This window comes from Massilia pinisoli (assembly GCF_024753285.1).
In the GTDB taxonomy this organism is placed as follows: Bacteria; Pseudomonadota; Gammaproteobacteria; order Burkholderiales; family Burkholderiaceae_D; genus Telluria; species Telluria pinisoli.
In genome coordinates this window covers 30,721-47,543 of the sequence record NZ_JANUGW010000029.1, presented here as the reverse complement: position 1 = coordinate 47,543, position 16,823 = coordinate 30,721, and the positions used below count along the sequence as shown (strand labels likewise).

The 16,823-nt window shown below is 69.2% G+C and carries 19 protein-coding genes; 9 read left to right on the top strand and 10 right to left on the bottom strand.

The annotated features are described in order from the left end of the window. Nucleotides 1-27 precede the first annotated feature (27 nt). From NX784_RS26480 to NX784_RS26470, 3 genes are read right to left on the bottom strand one after another with little or no spacing between them, the layout of a single operon-like run. The gene (locus NX784_RS26480; protein ID WP_258819669.1) at nt 28-360 is read right to left on the bottom strand and encodes an MmcQ/YjbR family DNA-binding protein; all 333 of its coding nucleotides are present in this window, start codon (nt 358-360) and stop codon (nt 28-30) included. Beyond that, nucleotides 360-950 (bottom strand): NAD(P)H-dependent oxidoreductase, encoded by a 591-nt coding sequence (locus NX784_RS26475; RefSeq protein WP_258819668.1) that lies wholly within the window; start codon nt 948-950, stop codon nt 360-362. Before NX784_RS26475 ends, NX784_RS26480 begins: the two co-directional genes overlap by 1 nt. Continuing rightward, on the bottom strand, nt 947-2,629 hold the full coding sequence (locus NX784_RS26470) for an AMP-binding protein (protein ID WP_258819667.1): 1,683 nt from the start codon (nt 2,627-2,629) through the stop codon (nt 947-949). Before NX784_RS26470 ends, NX784_RS26475 begins: the two co-directional genes overlap by 4 nt. A 62-nt stretch (nt 2,630-2,691) precedes the next feature. On the opposite strand from NX784_RS26470, the gene NX784_RS26465 reads away from it, so the two are divergent. The 5 genes from NX784_RS26465 to NX784_RS26445 all read left to right on the top strand — a co-directional run bounded on the left by NX784_RS26465 (nt 2,692) and on the right by NX784_RS26445 (nt 5,432). After that, nucleotides 2,692-2,817 carry a hypothetical protein gene (locus NX784_RS26465; RefSeq protein WP_258819666.1) on the top strand — a complete coding sequence of 42 codons (126 nt, stop codon included), beginning with the start codon at nt 2,692-2,694 and terminating at the stop codon, nt 2,815-2,817. A gap of 50 nt (nt 2,818-2,867) precedes the next feature. After that, nucleotides 2,868-3,569: a pirin family protein gene (locus NX784_RS26460; RefSeq protein WP_258819665.1), complete on the top strand. Its 702-nt coding sequence runs from the start codon at nt 2,868-2,870 to the stop codon at nt 3,567-3,569. 50 nt (nt 3,570-3,619) lie between these two features. Continuing rightward, the gene (locus tag NX784_RS26455; RefSeq protein WP_258819664.1) at nt 3,620-4,039 is read left to right on the top strand and encodes a DoxX family protein; all 420 of its coding nucleotides are present in this window, start codon (nt 3,620-3,622) and stop codon (nt 4,037-4,039) included. Between the two features lie 78 nt (nt 4,040-4,117). Next, entirely contained in the window at nt 4,118-4,501 is a 384-nt protein-coding gene (locus NX784_RS26450) for an OsmC family protein (RefSeq protein WP_258819663.1), read from the top strand. A 1-nt stretch (nt 4,502) separates the two neighbouring features. Continuing rightward, the gene (locus NX784_RS26445; protein ID WP_258819662.1) at nt 4,503-5,432 is read left to right on the top strand and encodes a pirin family protein; all 930 of its coding nucleotides are present in this window, start codon (nt 4,503-4,505) and stop codon (nt 5,430-5,432) included. On the opposite strand, the gene NX784_RS26440 is transcribed toward NX784_RS26445, so the two are convergent. Both NX784_RS26440 and NX784_RS26435 read right to left on the bottom strand, forming a co-directional pair. After that, nucleotides 5,433-5,630, bottom strand: a complete 198-nt coding sequence (locus NX784_RS26440; RefSeq protein WP_258819661.1) for a hypothetical protein — start codon at nt 5,628-5,630, stop codon at nt 5,433-5,435. It abuts the gene before it with no gap. A gap of 9 nt (nt 5,631-5,639) precedes the next feature. After that, nucleotides 5,640-6,536, bottom strand: coding sequence for a LysR family transcriptional regulator (locus NX784_RS26435; protein WP_258819660.1), 897 nt, complete (start codon nt 6,534-6,536; stop codon nt 5,640-5,642). A gap of 115 nt (nt 6,537-6,651) precedes the next feature. Between NX784_RS26435 and NX784_RS26430 the strand changes: the two genes are divergently transcribed. Next, nucleotides 6,652-7,641: an aldo/keto reductase gene (locus tag NX784_RS26430; protein WP_258819659.1), complete on the top strand. Its 990-nt coding sequence runs from the start codon at nt 6,652-6,654 to the stop codon at nt 7,639-7,641. A gap of 13 nt (nt 7,642-7,654) precedes the next feature. On the opposite strand, the gene NX784_RS26425 is transcribed toward NX784_RS26430, so the two are convergent. From NX784_RS26425 to NX784_RS26410, 4 genes are all read right to left on the bottom strand, one after another. Continuing rightward, a complete protein-coding gene (locus tag NX784_RS26425) occupies nt 7,655-8,260 on the bottom strand; it encodes a TetR/AcrR family transcriptional regulator (protein WP_258819658.1) in 606 nt (201 codons plus the stop codon). Between the two features lie 188 nt (nt 8,261-8,448). Continuing rightward, nucleotides 8,449-10,368: a putative bifunctional diguanylate cyclase/phosphodiesterase gene (locus NX784_RS26420; RefSeq protein WP_258819657.1), complete on the bottom strand. Its 1,920-nt coding sequence runs from the start codon at nt 10,366-10,368 to the stop codon at nt 8,449-8,451. 90 nt (nt 10,369-10,458) lie between these two features. Next, the gene (locus NX784_RS26415; RefSeq protein WP_258819656.1) at nt 10,459-11,355 is read right to left on the bottom strand and encodes a LysR family transcriptional regulator; all 897 of its coding nucleotides are present in this window, start codon (nt 11,353-11,355) and stop codon (nt 10,459-10,461) included. 66 nt (nt 11,356-11,421) lie between these two features. Then, a complete protein-coding gene (locus NX784_RS26410) occupies nt 11,422-12,171 on the bottom strand; it encodes an SDR family oxidoreductase (RefSeq protein ID WP_258819655.1) in 750 nt (249 codons plus the stop codon). A gap of 215 nt (nt 12,172-12,386) precedes the next feature. Here NX784_RS26410 and NX784_RS26405 point away from each other — a divergent pair, with 215 nt between their 5' ends. Next, on the top strand, nt 12,387-13,115 hold the full coding sequence (locus tag NX784_RS26405) for an SDR family oxidoreductase (protein ID WP_258819654.1): 729 nt from the start codon (nt 12,387-12,389) through the stop codon (nt 13,113-13,115). A gap of 6 nt (nt 13,116-13,121) precedes the next feature. Here NX784_RS26405 and NX784_RS26400 read toward each other — a convergent pair whose 3' ends face one another. Beyond that, the gene (locus NX784_RS26400) at nt 13,122-13,832 is read right to left on the bottom strand and encodes a glutathione binding-like protein (RefSeq protein ID WP_258819653.1); all 711 of its coding nucleotides are present in this window, start codon (nt 13,830-13,832) and stop codon (nt 13,122-13,124) included. 103 nt (nt 13,833-13,935) lie between these two features. Between NX784_RS26400 and tssF the strand changes: the two genes are divergently transcribed. Further along, entirely contained in the window at nt 13,936-15,795 is a 1,860-nt protein-coding gene (tssF, locus tag NX784_RS26395; protein WP_258819652.1) for a type VI secretion system baseplate subunit TssF, read from the top strand. Further along, nucleotides 15,786-16,787 (top strand): type VI secretion system baseplate subunit TssG, encoded by a 1,002-nt coding sequence (gene tssG / locus NX784_RS26390; protein ID WP_258819651.1) that lies wholly within the window; start codon nt 15,786-15,788, stop codon nt 16,785-16,787. The genes tssF and tssG overlap by 10 nt, the downstream gene beginning before the upstream one ends. The last annotated feature ends 36 nt before the right edge of the window (nt 16,788-16,823 follow it).

The following is a 16,823-nucleotide window of genomic DNA, read 5'->3' as shown; positions in this document are numbered from 1 at the left end:
CGACGATCGGGACGTTTGCAGCGTCAATCAACGACCGTGCGCGTCACGCAAGGCTTTGGGCGCCTTGTGCTGCCAGGCCGCGAGGACCAACGCCTTCACGACGGCTGGCTCGGCACCGGCCAGCGTCACGCGCACGCCCGTCACCGAACTGCCCCACACGAGTTTTTCGATGAAGTGCGGATGCAGCGCAAGCGCCTGCTCGCGCTGCGCCTCGGGCAGGAAGATGTGGATGGCCTCTTCTCCCGGCGGCACCGTCACGAAGATCTTGTCCCGCACGCGAAACGACTGGTACTTGAAGTGCGGTGCCTCCGTCGCTTCGGGCAGCGACAGCGCATAATTGCGAACCGTCGAGTATTTCATCACATGCCTTTCAACGTTCGGCCGATGCGCGCGCGAAACGCGTTCACGTTGTCGGGCGACAGCGACTCGGCCTGGTACAGCGACAGCATCTCGAAGCGGCATCTCGGCGCGCACGTACCGAGCAGGGCCAGTTTCAGCACGCGTTTCACGGGTTGCCGCAGCACGAACCGGTCGACCCACCACGGCGACCCCAGCGTGGTGATCGCCACGGCCCGCTTGAGCTTGCCGAGGCGCGGCTTGATCGGGCCGAGGTCGCCGGCATGGTCATAGGCGACGCCTGGCGCCCAGACGCGATCGAACCAGCCCTTGAGCATCGCCGGGAAGCCGAACCACCACGTCGGGAACACGAGCACGAGGGCTTCGGCGTCCAGCAGGCGCTGCGCGTGCGACTCGGTGGCGGCGCCGTCGAACGCGGGGCCGTAGTAGCTCTGGCGTTCCGCCGCCGTCAATGCCGGCGCGAAGCCGGCGGCATGCAAGTCGTCGACGACGACGTCATGCCCGTGCGCGATCAAGGTGGAGATGGCGTGCTGCGCCAGCGCGTGACACAGGCTGTCATGAAGGGGATGGGCGATCACGACGAGACACTTCATGCACGGTCCCCGAGACCGAGTTGGTCGGCCATCTGGCCGCGCAGCACGAATTTCTGGATCTTGCCCGTCACCGTCATCGGAAACCCCTCCACGAAGCGCACATAGCGCGGAATCTTGTAATGCGCGATCTGCCCGCGGCAGAATTCGCGGATCTCGTCCGCATCCGCCTGCGCGCCGGGCCGCAGTACGATGCATGCGCACAGCTCCTCACCGTACTTCGCGTCGGGCACGCCCACGCATTGCACGTCCAGCACCTTCGGATGGCGATATAAAAATTCCTCGACTTCGCGCGGGTAGATGTTCTCGCCGCCGCGGATCACCATGTCTTTCGCGCGGCCCACGATGCGGCAATAGCCGTCCGCGTCCAAGGTCGCCAGGTCGCCCGTATGCATCCAGCCGGCGGCGTCGATTGCCTCGCGCGTGCGCGCGTCGTCGCCCCAGTAGCCGAGCATCACGGAATAGCCGCGCGTGAGTAACTCGCCCGTCTCCCCGCGCGGGACGATGCGGCCATCGGCGTCGACGATCTTGACCTCCAGGTGCGGATGGATGCGCCCGACCGTGCCCACGCGGCACGCGAGCGGGTCGTCGACCGACGTCTGGAAGCTCACCGGGGACGTCTCCGTCATGCCGTAGGCGATCGTGATCTCGTCCATGTGCATCTGGCGCATCACGCGCTGCATGACTTCCTCCGGGCACGGGGAGCCGGCCATGATCCCCGTACGCAGGCTGGCCAGGTCGAACGAGGCGAAGTCCGGATGGTCCAGCATCGCGATGAACATCGTCGGCACGCCATGCAGCGCCGTGCAGCGCTCGGCCTGCACGGTGGCGAGCACGGTGCCCGCGTCGAAGCCTTCGCCCGGGTAGACCATCGCGGCGCCATGCGTCATGCAGGCGAGGTTCCCCAGCACCATGCCGAAGCAGTGGTACAGCGGGACGGGGATGCACAGGCGGTCGTGTTCCGACAGGCGCATCGCCTCGCCGATGAAGAAGCCGTTGTTGAGGATGTTGTGGTGCGTGAGCGTGGCGCCTTTCGGCGCGCCCGTCGTGCCGGACGTGAACTGGATGTTGACGGCGTCGTCGAACTGCAACGTGCGCGCGACGTCGTGCAGGCGCGCCATCTCGGCCGAGCCGGCGCACTGCGCGACCGCGTCGAAGTTCAGCATGCCTTGTGTCGCTTCGTGACCGAGGCGGATCACGTGGCGCAGCTCGGGCAGGCGCGCGGCGCGCAGGTCGCCGGGGAGGGCGCCGTCGAGTTCCGGCACGAGGTCGCGCAGCATGCCGAGGTAGTCGCTGGACTTGAAGCCCGGCGCGAGGATCAGGGCGCGGCAGCCCACCTTGGCCAGCGCATATTCGAGCTCGGCGCGCTGATATGCGGGGTTAATGTTGACCATGACCAGGCCGGCCTTCGCCGTCGCGAATTGCGTGAGCACCCATTCGGCGCGGTTCTGCGACCAGATGCCGATGCGGTCGCCGGGCTGCAGCCCGAGGCCCAGCAGCCCGGCCGCGAGCCGGTCCGCGCGTTCGCGCAATTCGTGCCACGTCCAGCGCACGTTCTGGTGCGGTACGACGAGCGCGTCGCGGTGGGGAAAGCGCGCCGCGACGCGGTCCAGGTGGGCACCGATCGTGTCGCCGATGAGGGGGAGCGGATGCGCCCCGTGGACGTAGCTCGCCTGCTGCATGGTGGTCTCCCGTTGCGGATGCGTTGACGTTCTCGCCACAGTGTAGCGTCCCCGGACGCGGCATGATTATCGAAAAATTCGATCATAGATCACAAAACAATCCGTTTTTCTTCTCCCTGCGCAGCACCCATAATACTTTCCATGCAAACGCGCTTGCGCCGGCATCGGCGGCGGTGCCGCAAGGCTGACAAGGCGCGGCGTGTTCGAACGGTTCGAACACCATCACAAGGAGAGCATCATGCTGAAAGTACGTAAAAGCGCGGATCGCGGTGTCGCCAGTTTCGGCTGGCTGCGTTCGCAGCACACCTTCTCGTTCGGCCACTACTACGATCCGGCGCATATGCACGTCGGCCCGCTGCGGGTGATCAACGAGGACCGCGTGGCCCCGGGCCGCGGCTTCGACCCGCACGGCCACAAGGACATGGAGATCATTTCCTACGTGCTGGACGGCGCGCTGGCGCACAAGGACAGCATGGGCAACGGCTCCGTGCTGCGCTACGGCGACGTGCAGCGCATGAGCGCCGGGACGGGCGTCACGCACAGCGAGTACAACCACTCGGCGACGGAACCCGTGCACTTCCTGCAGATCTGGGTGATCCCGAACGAGACGGGCGGTGCGCCCGGCTACGAAGAGAAGCACTTCGACGCGGAGAGCAAGCGGGGCGCGCTGCGCCTGGTCGCATCGCACGACGGCCGCGACGGTTCCGTGTCGCTCCGCCAGGACGCCGCCATCTACGCGACGATCCTCGACGGCAGCGAGCGCGTCGACCATGCGCTGCTGCCCGGCCGCCAGGCCTATGTCCAGGTGGCGCGCGGCAGCGTGACGGTGAACGGCTGCGCCCTCGAAGCGGGCGACGCCGTCGAAGTCGGCGAGGAAGCCGTCGTGACGCTGTCGGACGCGCAGGACGCCGAAGTGCTGCTGTTCGACCTGCCGGCCTGAACCCGATGAAACGTAACGAATCAAACGCAACGATATTCAAGGAGAATCACATGGAAACCACGAAACTTTTTCCCGTCGCCCGCGCCCTGGTGGGCGTCTTGTTCCTCGCATCGGGCATCAACAAGATTCTCGGCTTCGGTTACGTGGCCGGGTGGATGAACAGCCTGGGCTTCCCCGCGGCCGGGCTGTTGCTGGCGGGGGCGATCGTGCTCGAGATCGTCGGCGGGCTCGCGCTCGTCACGGGATTCCAGGCGAAGACGGCGGCGCTGGCGCTCGCGTTGTTCACCGTGCCCGTCACGCTGATCTTCCACGGCTTCTGGCATGTGGACGCCGCCGAGTTCCAGAACCAGCTGAACCACTTCCTCAAGAACGTGGCGATCTTCGGCGGCTTGCTCGCGCTGTTCGATGCGGAGCGCCAGCGCGACCGCATCACCGCACGGGTCGACGTGCTGCGCGGCCGCACGGCCTGACACGGGTACAATCAGTCCGCGACCTGGCGCATGGGTGGCGGACGTCCACGCAAACGAAAGAGACGAGGAGAACGAGCCATGGAAGTGACGACGCATCGCGGCATGGGGCCGCTGCAACAGGTGATCGAGATCGGCAAGCACCGCATTCTGACGGACGTGAAGCCGGAATTCGGCGGCGAGGACAGCGGCCCCGAGCCGCACGACATCCTCGCGGCCGCGCTGGCCGCGTGCACGACGCTGACGGTCAGCCTGTACGCCAAGCGCAAGGGGTATGCGCTGGACGAAGTGAAGGTCGCTATCAAGCACGGCCAGGAGGGGGCAGCATATGGCCTGCACCGCACGATCGAATACGTGGGCGCGCTCGATGACGAAGCGAAGGCGCGCCTGACCGACATCGCCAACAAATGCCCGGTGCACAAGACCTTGTCGGGCACGATCCAGATCACCACGGAGGCACGCTGACATGAGCACGCTCGACCAAGAGTACGGCAGTGGCCTGGACACCGTCATCATCCCGCGCACGCACGACCTGGGCGGCGGCTTCGAGGTGCGGCGCGCGCTGCCGCACAAGGACCGGCGCATGGTGGGCCCCTTCGTCTTCCTCGACCAGATGGGCCCCCACGTGTTCCACGCGGGCGAGGGCATCGACGTGCGTCCGCATCCGCACATCGGCCTGGCCACCGTCACGTACCTGCTGGATGGCCAGATCCGCCACCGCGACAGCCTCGGCACCGTGCAGGACATCAAGCCGGGCGAGGTGAACTGGATGACGGCCGGGAAGGGCATCGTCCACTCGGAACGGACGGGGCCGGACGTCCGGGCCGCCGGTTCCAACCTGTTCGGCCTGCAGTGCTGGGTGGCGCTGCCCAAGGATAAGGAAGAATGCGACCCCGCGTTTTCGCACACGGGTTCGCAGGAATTGCCTATCCTCGATGGCGACGGCGCCACGGCGCGCATCATCGCCGGCAGCTATTTCGGCAAGACGTCGCCCGTGCCCGTGCAGTCGCCGCTGTTCTACGTCGACCTGGCGCTGCAGCCGGGTGCGCGCCTCACGTTGCCGGCCGAGTATCCGGAACAGGCGCTGTACGTCGTCGCCGGCACGCTCGACCTGGGCCGCGACGGCCGCTTCGAACAGGGCCAGCTGCTCGTGCTGAAACCGGGCGCCGCGGTGACCTTGGCCGCGGGGGCGGGCGCCGGCGCGCGCGTGATGCTGCTGGGCGGCGAACCGATGGACGGCCCGCGCTACCTGACGTGGAATTTCGTGTCGAGTTCCGCCGACCGGATCGATCAGGCGAAGGAAGACTGGCAAGCGCAGCGCTTCCCGCACGTGCCGGGCGAGACGGAATTCATCCCGCTGCCCGACCTGCCGGGCCGGCCCGTGCGCTACCCGTGACTACCCCTGCGCGCCGGGGCTGCGCGGCGGCGGCACGACGTGGCGCCGCTCGTCCGGGCGCGTGAGCACGCGCATCGTGACCTCGAACGGCACGCCCAGCGCCGCGAGCGCGCGCGCGGGCGAGCGGCGTTCTTCCTCGGCTTCGTGGATTGCCGCCTCGATCAGCAAGGCGGTCTTGTAGTCGCTTCGTTTTTCCATCGCCAGATGCTAACACGAAGCCGCGCCGGGCCGGCCAGACAGCGCACTGGCAGCCACCGCGTCCGCGAGGAAATCGGCGACGGCCCGCACGCGCGCGGACGCGGCCAGGTCGGCGTGGATGACGAGCCACACGCCGTCGCTGAACACCTGGTCGGGCGCGAGCACGCGCACGAGGTCCGTGTCGGCGACGAGGAAATCCGGCAGGACGCCGAGCCCGAGTCCCGCGCGCACGGCCGCGATCTGCGCGCGCAACGTCGACGCGGCCAGCACCACACGCGCATCCGGCGCGCGCCGCGCCAGCCATTGCGCGGCCGGCAGGTGCGCGTGCGCCTCGTCCCACGTGACGACGGCGCGGCCGGCCAGCGGATCGTCGCCGCGCGCCGGATGCCGGGCGAGATAATCGCGGTGGCCGTACACGCCGTGTGTCATCTCGCCGAGGCGGCGCGTTTTGAGGTTGCCGTGGCTGGGACGGACGACGCGCAGCGCGAGGTCGGCGTCGCGCCGGCCCAGTTCCACGGTGGCCGTCGTCGTGACGATTTCCAGCCGCAGCTGCGGATGGCGCGCCACGAAGGCGGGCAGCGCGGGGATCACGAGGTCCGTCGCGAGGTTTTCCGACGTGGCGAGACGCACGAGGCCCGACACGGCGGGCGCCAGGCCCGATGCGCCCCGTTCGAACGCGAGCATATTGTCCTCGACGGCTTCCGCGCGGCCGAGCAGTTCGCGGCCCTCGTCCGTGAGGCAGTAGCCCGTCTGGTGGCGCGCGAACAGCCGGGTGCCGAGGCGCGTCTCCAGTTCGGCGATGCGCCGGCTCACGGTCGACTGGCTCACGCGCAGCACGTCCGACGCCCGCGTAAGGCTGCCGCCGCGCGCCACTTCGAGGAAGTATTTCAGGTCGTTCCAATCCACGGGTTTTCCATTTTTGGAAAATGATCCGCCGATTATTGGTGTTTTCTTTGCAAGACGCAACGCTTACATTGTCACCAAGCCGCCGCGGGCGGCATCACGAGCAAAGGACAACGACATGCTGACGACACGACGCCTTGGAACGCAGGGCCTGAAAGTTTCCGCCATCGGCCTGGGCTGCATGGGCATGAGCCATGCGTACGGCACACCGGACGACGCGGAATCGATCGCGACGATCCACCGTGCCATCGACCTGGGGTGCACCTTCCTCGACACGGCGGAAGTGTATGGCCCGTTCACGAACGAGGAATTGCTGGGCCGCGCGCTGGCCGGCCGGCGCGACCGGGTGCAGATCGCGACGAAGTTCGGCTTCGTCATCGGCAAAGGGCATTTCGCCGGCGCCGACAGCCGCCCGGAACACATCCGCGCCGTGGTCGAGGCGTCGCTGAAACGCCTGCGCACGGACCGCATCGACTTGCTGTACCAGCACCGCGTCGACCCGGCCGTGCCCATCGAGGACGTGGCGGGTACGGTGAAGGACCTGATCCGCGAAGGCAAGGTGCTGTATTTCGGCATGTCGGAAGCGGGCGCCGCGACGATCCGCCGCGCCCACGCCGTGCAGCCCGTGACGGCGCTGCAGAGCGAGTATTCGATCTGGGAGCGCAACATCGAGGCGGACGTGCTCCCGGTGCTGCGCGAACTGGGCATCGGCTTCGTGCCGTTCAGTCCCCTCGGCCGGGGTTTCCTCACCGGCACCGCGAAGCGCGCGGAAGACTATCCGGCCGACGATTTCCGCGCCCAGAACGACCCGCGCCTGCAGGGAGACAATTTCGACCGCAACCAGGCCATCGCGGCCCTGGTGAAAGCGATCGCGGCCGCGCACCACGCGCTGCCCGGCCAGGTGGCGCTGGCGTGGCTGCTGGCCAAGGGCGACGACATCGTGCCGATCCCCGGCACCAAGCGCCGCACGTACCTGGAGCAGAACGTGGCCGCGGCCGACCTGCGGCTGGATGCGGACGATATGCGCCGGCTGGACGGGGCGCTGCAGGAGATCGGCGTCGCCGGTGCGCGCTACACGGAGAAGGCGCTGGCGATGGTCGACCGCTGACGCGGGCCGCCGGTCACGCTTCGCGCGGCGCCGGCTGCAGCGCGGCGCGCACGGCGGCCAGGATGCCGTCCGACGCGGCCCGGTCCGACACGGCGCGCGCCAACGTAAGAGCGCCGACCATCGCGGCGAGCGCCACGATGCCGCCGTCGCCGGGGCCGGCCTCCAGGTGGCAATCGGCAAGCAGCGCCGTCATCTGTTCGATCATCGCGTCCGCCGTCGCGCTGGGCTGGCCGCGCACGCCGAGTTCCGCGGCCAATGTGGGGAGCGGGCAGCCTTCGCCCGGCTCGTCGCGGTGGCGCGCGGACAGGTAGTCGTCGATGACGGCGCGCACCGGCTCGTCGCCGGCCGGCGTGGCTGGCGTGAGCATGGCATCCGCGGGCGCGGCGGCAGTCGAAGCCTGCCAGCGTTCCAGCGTCTGCTCGGCGGCGGCTTCCAGCGAAGCCTGCACGAGCGCGTCCTTCGATTCGAAATGGGCGTAGAAACCGCCATGGGTGAGGCCGAGCGCCTTCATCAGCGGCACCAGACCGGTGCCTTCGATGCCGTGCTTGCGGAAACGGCGCGCGGCTTCGCCGATGATGCGCTGCCGCGTTTCGGCCTTATGGTTACTCGAGTAACGCATGCTCTTGGATGGTTTGGAATAGTTGTTTGAGGTTCGTGCGGCCGGGAGCGACGAACCTGCCTGGCATCGGTGCGTTTAATGAATTTAGGCAACGCCCCGTGTCATCATTGTAATCCTTCATATGGGATACCACAATCCCGGCCATCGATTTGCCGGAATTGGTGTTGCATCGTGCCGTACATACGCGGTTACGCGAGCCCGCCGGCGGCGGCGACCCGAGGTGCTTCCGCAGGGGCCGCGTGGAGGCGCAGGTAGTCGGCGCAGGCGTCCGCGTCGAGCGGCTTGCTGAAATAATCGCCCTGGATCTGGTCGCAGCCGGCGCTGCGCAGCGCGGCCACCTGCTCGTCGGTCTCGACGCCCTCGGCGATCACGGTCAGCCGCAGGGTGTGCGCCATGCCGATGATCGCCTTGACCATCGCCAGCGAATCGGCGCTCTGATGGACGTCGAGGACGAATGAGCGGTCGACCTTCAGCTTGTCGACCGGGAGGCGCTTGAGGTAGCTGAGGCTCGAATAGCCGGTGCCGAAATCGTCGATGCTGAGCGTGGTGCCCAGCTCGCGCAATTGGCGCATCAGGTCGGCCGTGCGGGCCGGGTCGTCCATCGAGATGCTTTCCGTGAGTTCCAGTTCCAGCAGGCGCGGGGGCAGGCCGGACTCGCGCAGCACGCCGTCGACGAGCGCGACGACGTCCGTACCCAAAAACTGCTTGCCGGACAGGTTGACGGCCACGGGGACGTCGGGCACGCCGGCGTCGCTCCATGCGCGGCGCTGGGCCACGGCCGTGCGCAGCACCCATTCGCCGATCGGCACGACGAGGCCGGATTCCTCCGCGATGGGGATGAATTCGGCGGGCGAGATCGCGCCGTGTTCCGGATGCTTCCAGCGCACGAGCACTTCGAGGCCCGCCACGCCGCCGTCGTGCAGGTCGGTCTTGGGCTGGTAGTTCAGCGACAACTCGCCCCGTTCGAGCGCGTGCCGGAGCTGGTTTTCGAGCGTGACCTTGCGCTGCATGGCCTGGCTCAGCTCTTCCGAATAGCGCTGGATCTGGCCGCCGCCCAGCGCCTTGGCGCGGCGCACGGCCATCGTCGCATCGTTGAGCAGCACGTCGGCGTCGGCGCCGTCTTCCGGGAAGATGGCGTAGCCGATGCTGCACGTGAGCGGGACGGCGCCGCCGGTGCCGGCGCCGTCTGCCGTGAATTCGCGCGTGACGGCCTGCAGCAACTGGCGCAGGCGGTCGCGCGCGACGCTGTCGTCGCCGAGGCCGGGCAGCAACAATACGAATTCGTCGCTGCCCGCGCGCGCCAGCAGGTCGCCGGGGCGCAGCAGGTTCTGCAGGCTCGCCGTGATCGCCACGAGGGCCTTGTCGCCCGCGTGGTGGCCCAGCTGTTCGTTGAGGCGCTTGAACTTGTCGACGTTGACCGTCGCGACGAGCACGTGCTGGCCGTCGCGCTTCCACGTCTCCAGGTTGTCGCCGATCGTGCGCACGAGGACCTGGCGGTTCGCGAGGCCCGTCAGCGCATCGTGCGTGAGCAGGAACTCGACCTGGCCGGCGGCCGCCGCGAGGTCGGGGTCCGCGCCGTCGACGTACACGTGCGCGCGCAGCGACTGCGCGGCCGTCGCGAGCTGGCGGAAGTAGATCAGCTGCTCCGTCATCCGCGCGAGGTCGATCAGGATGTCGAGGTCGTCGTCGTCGAGCGTGCGCGGCACGCGGTCGAGCACGCACAGGGTGCCCAGCGGCATGCGGTCGATCGAGTACAGCTGCACGCCCGCATAGAAGCGCACGTTTGGCGGGTTCACGACCATCGGGTTGTCGGCGAAGCGCGGGTCCTGCGTCGCGTCGGGCACGATGAGCGGTTCGCGGTCGAGGATCGCATGGCCGCAGAACGACACTGCGCGCCGCGTCCCCGCGAAGTCGATCCCGCAGCGCGACTTGAACCACTGGTCTTCCTTGTCGACGAGCGACACGAGCGCGATCGGCATCTTCAGCAGGCGGCTGGCCATGCGGGTGATGCGGTCGAAGGCGTCTTCCGGGGCGCTGTGGAGGAGGCGGGTGGCGTGCAGCGCCGTCAGCCGGCGTGCTTCGTCGAGCGGAATCGATGGGGTCTGCATGGCGTGTGTTGTGGAGGTCGTCTGAGACACATTCTGCCACGGGCGCCAAAGCCGAGGCACCAGCTTGCGGCCTGCCATGCAAGCTTGCTGTCAGGCACTGCCGACGTCGCGGAAGCGCTGCACGAGGAAGTCCGCGAACACGCGCACGCGCGCGGACAGCTGGCGCGCATGCGGGTACAGCACGGAGACGGGGATCGTCGGGGGCGGCACGTCGGTCAGCACCTCGACGAGCTGCCCATCCCGCAACGGGTCGGCGATGCGGTAGCGCGGCACCTGCACGAGGCCCAGGCCCGCGAGGGCGGCCGCCGTGTAGGCTTCCGTGCCCGTGACGGAGACGACGCCGGGCGGCGTCGCCAGCTTCAGGCCGCCGTCCGTCATGAATTCCAGCGGATACGGGCGCCCCGTCGCCGTCGACACGTAGTGCACGGCCTGGTGGTGCACGAGGTCGGCGAGCGTCGCGGGCATGCCGAACCGTTCGATGTAGGCGGGACTCGCGACCGTCACCTGTTCGAGGTCGGCCGCGCGCCGCGCGACCATCGACGAGTCGTGCAACTGGCCCGCGCGCAGCACGCAGTCGACGCCTTCGCGCACGAGGTCGACGAGGCGGTCGTCCTCGCCCACGTGCAGCTGGATGCGCGGGTAGCGGGCGAGGAACGCGGGCAGCGCGGGGAACACGAAATAGCGCGCGAGCGTGGGCTGCAGGTTCACGCGCAAGAGGCCGGCGGGCTCGCTGCCGCGGAACGCGTCTTCCGCTTCGTCGAGGTCGGCCAGCAGGCGCACGCACCGTTCGTAGTACGCGGCGCCGTCCTGCGTGGGCGCGACGGCGCGCGTCGTGCGGTCCAGCAGGCGCGTGCCGAGGCGGTTCTCCAGCCGCTTGATGGCGTTGGTGGCGGTGGCGCGCGGAATCAGCAGGTCCTCGGCGGCCTGCGTGAAGCTCCTGCGCTCCACGATGCGCACGAAGATCTGCATCTCCTGAAACCGGTCCATCTGCGTCGCCATGCGTGCCACCTCCCGCCGCGATTATACGGGGGAGCCTTGCCGATATCCGTCTTCTCAGGCCATGCCGCCGTTGGCGCGCAGCACCTGACCGTTGACCCAGCCGCCGTCCGGGCCGGCGAGGAAGGCGACGACGCCGGCGATGTCGTCCGGCTGGCCCAGCCGCTCCAGCGGTGCCGACTTGGCGATCTGCTCGACGAGCGCGTCCGATTTCCCGTTCAGGAACAGCTCCGTCGCGACGGGGCCCGGCGCCACGGCGTTGCAGGTGATGGCGCGGCCGCGCAGTTCTTTCGCGAACACGCGCGTCAGCGCTTCGACGGCGCCCTTCGTGGCGGCGTACACGCCGTACGTGGGCGGCGCCATGTGCAGCACGCTCGTCGAGAAGTTGACGATGCGTCCGCCCTCGTTCATGCGCGTGGCCGCCTCGCGCATCGTGTTGAACGTGCCCGTGACGTTGATGGCCATCGTGCGGGCGAACACGTCGTCGCTCGTCTCGGCGATCGTGACGTACGGGAGGACGCCCGCATTGTTGACGAGGACGTCGACGCGGCCGAGCGTGTCTTCGATCGTCGCGAACATGCGCTTCACCGCTTCCGCGTCGGCCACGTCGGCCCGCACGGCGATGGCGCGGCCGCCGGCCGCTTCGATGGCGGCGACGGTGGCGTGCGCCGCGGCTTCATTGCCGGCGTAGTTGACGGCGACGGCGTAACCGTCGGCCGCGAGGCGCGTGGCGACGGTGGCGCCGATGCCGCGCGAGGCGCCGGTGACGAGGGCGACGCGGGTGGTGGGGTTCGCTTGGGTGGTCATCGTGATCTCCTGGGTGGGTTGACGGTGAGGTCATGATGATTGATTTCCTCCTGCGGATAATCCAGGATGAAAAAGTTTCAGAATTCCATTTTGGATAACAATGGACTGGTACCGCGGCGACCGCCCGGCATGCCGCCCCCGGCGCACGATTGGCCGGGGGCGCAGCCTTGCGCTAACATGCGTGAGCGGCCCGCGGCGGGCACCTGGAGACCACCATGAAAGCGATTGTGACCGGCCACACCAAGGGCCTCGGCGCCGCGCTTGCCGGCAACCTGCTGGCACGCGGCGTCCCCGTGCTCGGCCTGGCGCGCAGCCGTTCGGCCGACCTGGCGGACGCGTATCCCGACCTGTTCGAGGAAGTCGAGCTGGACCTGGCCGACAGCGTCGCGCTGTCCGGCTGGCTGGCCGGCGGCGCGCTGGGCGACTACCTGGACGGCACGGGCGCCGTCCTGCTGTTGAATAATGCGGGCATGGTGAGCCCCGTCGGCCCGCTCGACGCGCAGGACCCGCAAGCCGTGCTCCGCGCCGTGCAGTTGAACGTGGCCGCGCCGATGGCGCTGGCGGCGGCCGTCGTGCGCGCCAGCGACGGGGCGCAGCGGCGCATCCTGCACATCTCCAGCGGCGCCGGCCGCAACGCGTACCCTGGCTGGAGCGTGTACTGCGCCACCAAGGCGGCGCTCGACCAGCACGCGCGCGCCGTCGCGCTCGACCGCGAGCGGGGCGTGCGCATCTGCAGTCTCGCACCGGGTGTCATCGACACGGGGATGCAGTCCGAGATCCGCGCCGTGCCCGAGGCACGCTTCCCGATGCGCCAGCGCTTCATCGACCTGAAGGAGTCGGGGGCGCTGCTCGATCCGGACACGTGCGCCGAACAGCTCGTCGACTACCTGCTCGGCGCCGGCTTCGGCGCGGAGGTCATCGCCGACCTGCGCACCTTGTCGTAAGTACCGTCACGCGGCGGGCGCGCGCGGGATCTGCAGGCCTTCCTTGACGGCGGGGCGGGCGCGGAACGCCTCGAGCACGCGGCCCACTTCGGGGAAGCGGTCGAAGCCGACAATCTCGGCCGCATCGTAGAAGCCGATCAGGTTGTTCACCCACGGGAACGTGGCGACGTCGGCGATCGTGTACTCGTCTCCCACGAGCCAGGCGCGGCCCTTCAGGTGCGCGTCCAGCACGCCCAGCAGGCGCTTCGCCTCGTGCACGTAGCGGTCGCGCGGGCGCTTGTCCTCGTATTCGCGGCCGGCGAATTTGTGGAAGAACCCCAGCTGGCCGAACATGGGGCCGATGCCGCCCATCTGGAACATCAGCCACTGGATCGTTTCGTAGCGCAGGGCCGGGTCCGCGGGCAGCAGCTTGCCCGTCTTTTCGGCGAGGTAGATCAGGATGGCGCCCGACTCTAACAGCGGGAGCGGCTTGCCGCCCGGGCCGTCCGGGTCGATGATCGCGGGGATTTTATTGTTCGGGTTCAGCGACATGAATTCCGGCGTCGTCTGCTCGTTCTTGTCGAACGCGACGCGGTGCACTTCGTACGGCAGCCCGATCTCTTCGAGCATGATCGACACCTTGACGCCGTTCGGCGTGGGCAGCGAATACAGCTGCAGGCGGTCGGGGTGCTGCGCGGGCCATCGCTGCGTGATGAGGAATGGGGTCAGGTCGGACACGGACATCTCCTGTCGGTTGGATTGCGTTGATTGTACTCAAGATACGCGCCGGTGCAGGGTGGGAGCATACATCTTGGTCTCGGGCAACGATCGGTGGAGAGCGATGGACGAGCTGCTGCGCTACTACGAGGAAGAGCTGGGCGTGTTCGGCCAGTTCGCGCGCGAATTCCGCGCCCGCTATCCGAAGCCTGCCGGCGCGCTGCACGTGACGGGCGAGGCGTGGGACGATCCCGGCGTCGCCCGCCTCGTGCAGTCGGTGGCGCTGCTGTCCGCGCGCATCAACAAGCGCCTCGACGACGATTATCCCCGCTTCACGGAAGCGCTGCTCGACAGCCTGTATCCCCATTACCTGCGACCGCTGCCGTCGTATTCGATCGTGCAGGTCGGCGGCCGCGCGCCCGCGGAAGTGCCCATGCATCCGTCCGTGCTCGCGCGCGGCACGATGCTGAGGACGAACGCCGGCGCCGACAGCCCATGCTGCTTCCGCACGGTCTACGACGTGCTGCTGGCGCCGCTCTCCGTGGCGCGGCTCGCGTTCGGGCCGCTGCACAGTGTCGCGCGCGCGCCGCGCGGGGCGACGTGCGCCATCAGCCTCACGATCGAGGCCACGCGCACCGGGTTCACGTTCGACCGCCTGCCGCCGCACTGCCTGTCCGCGCTGCGCTTGTTCGCCGACGGCGACGCGTCGCTGCGCGCCGCGCTCGTCGACGCGCTGTTCCTGCGCTGCGCCGCCGCGTGGCTGCAGCCGGACGGCGATGCGGGCTGGCTGCCGCTGCCCCGCGTGCCGCTGCGCCTCGCGGGTTTCACGGACGAGGACGCGATGCTGCCGTATCCCGCGCGCTCGCATCCCGCGCCGCGCCTCTTGACCGAATATTTCTGTTATCCGGAAAAATTCAACTTCATTGACGTCGACCTGGCGGCGCTGGCCGGTCTGCTGCCGCCGCGCTGCCGCGGCTTTACGCTGCACTTCGCGCTGTCCGGCATCGCGCCCGACTCCGACGCGGCGTGCCTGCTGGCCGGGCTGGATGCGAACAAGCTGCTGCCCGGCTGCACGCCCGTCGTCAACCTGTTCCCCAAGGCGGGTGCGCCGCTGCAGCTGCCGTACACGAGCGCCGACTACCCGCTGCTGGCGGACGGCGCGCACGCGGGCGCGTACGAGATCCACAGCGTGGACGCCGTGCGCCTCGTGCGCGCGGGTACAGGCACCGTCACGTCCTTCGAACCGCTGTACCGGTCCGGCGTCCCGGCGTCGAGCGCGCCGTCCACCGGCGCCGCGCATTACTGGGTCGCGCGGCGCGACGAGGCGACGGCTGCCGTCAGCCCCGGCCACGAGATGCGCATCGCCCTCGTCGACGGCGATTTCCGCCCGCTCGACGCGGCCGGCGCCACGTTGTCCACGGACCTCACGTGCAGCAACCGCGACCTGCCGTCGCACCTCGCGTGGGGGCAGCCGCAGGGCGACCTGCGCAGCGACGAGCTGTCCGGCCTGGCGCCCATCCGCATGCTGCGCAGGCCGTCTCCGGGCCGGCGCTTCACCGGCGCGCGCGGCACGCACTGGCGCCTGATCGCGCATCTGGCGCTGGACCACACGGCGTGGACCATGTCGGGTCTAAATGAGTTCCGCCGGATGCTCGCGCTGTACGACTTGCCGCGCGCGTCCGTCGCGCAACGCCAGATCGCCGGCATCGTCGGGCTGGAACACGGCAGCGTGCGCGAGTGGATAGTCACGGCGCCTGTCGCGACACTGGTGCCCGGCATCGGCATCCGGCTCACCGTCGACGAGGAGGCGTTCGCGGGCACGGGCCTGTACCCGTTCGTGCAGGTGCTCGACCATTATTTCGCGCTGAACGGGCAGATCAACGGCTTCACGCGGCTGCAGGTCGTGTCGCACCAGACGGGCCGGGAAATCGTCGCCTGCGCCCCGCGCGGGTCCGGCGCGCAGTCCGACCGCCAATGGATCTGATCGCCCGCCTGCTGGCCGAGCCGGAGCGCTTCGAGTTCGTCCAGGCAGTGCGCCTGTTGCTGCTGGCGCTGGGCGAGCGGGGCATTCCCGACCGCGTCGCGCTGGACCGCCACCTGCGCTTTCCCAACAGCGTCGCCCTTGCGTTCCCGCCCAGCCAGCTGGAGGCGGCGGTGCGCGACGGCGACACATACCGCCTCACGCCGGCTTTCATGGGCCTGCTGGGCGCGCACGGCGCGCTGCCGCTGCACGTGACGGAGCGCCTGCTGTCCCTGCCGGACGATACGGCCGAAGCCCCGGCGGCCCGCGCCTTCCTCGACATGTTCAGCACGCGCATGGTCGCGCTGTGGTACCGCGCGTGGCGGGCGTACCGGGTCGAGCATCTCGTGGCCGGGCCGCGCGACGCCTACCTGCCCATGCTGCTGGCGCTGGCCGGCCTGCCCGCGTGCGGCGCGTTCGCGGAGGGCGGCGTTGCCGACACGACGCTGGCCGCGTTCGCCGGCCTGCTGCGCCGGCGGCCCGTGTCGGCGGCCGTGCTGGCGCGCGTGCTGTCCAGTCACTTCGGCGTCGCGGTGCACGTGGAGGAGGGCATCGGCCACTGGGACCGCCTGTCGCCCCGCGAACAGAGCGTGCTCGGCATGGACGCCTGGCTCGGCCGGCGCGCGTTGCTGGGCGCGCGCAGCTGGCGCCCGGACCTGCGCGTCCGGGTGCGCATCGGCCCCCTCGACCGCGCCCGCTACGACCGCTTCCTGCCCGGCGCACGCGGCGCCCGCGCGCTGCGCACCTTGCTGGGCCTGTTCGCCGTCCCGACGCTCGCCTATGACGTCGTGCTCGTGCTGCGGCGGGCGGACCTAGGCGCCGTGCAACTGGGCCCGTCCGGCCGCCGTCTCGGCCTGGACAGCTATCTGTTCTCGGCCCCGGCCCCGGCCGATCGCGCGGACCTCTGCTACGAACTCCGCCCGCTGGATCCGCTGCCCGCGCTACAATTCCCTTGACCTTCCCATTGTGGGAAGCCATATCCTGTGTATGTC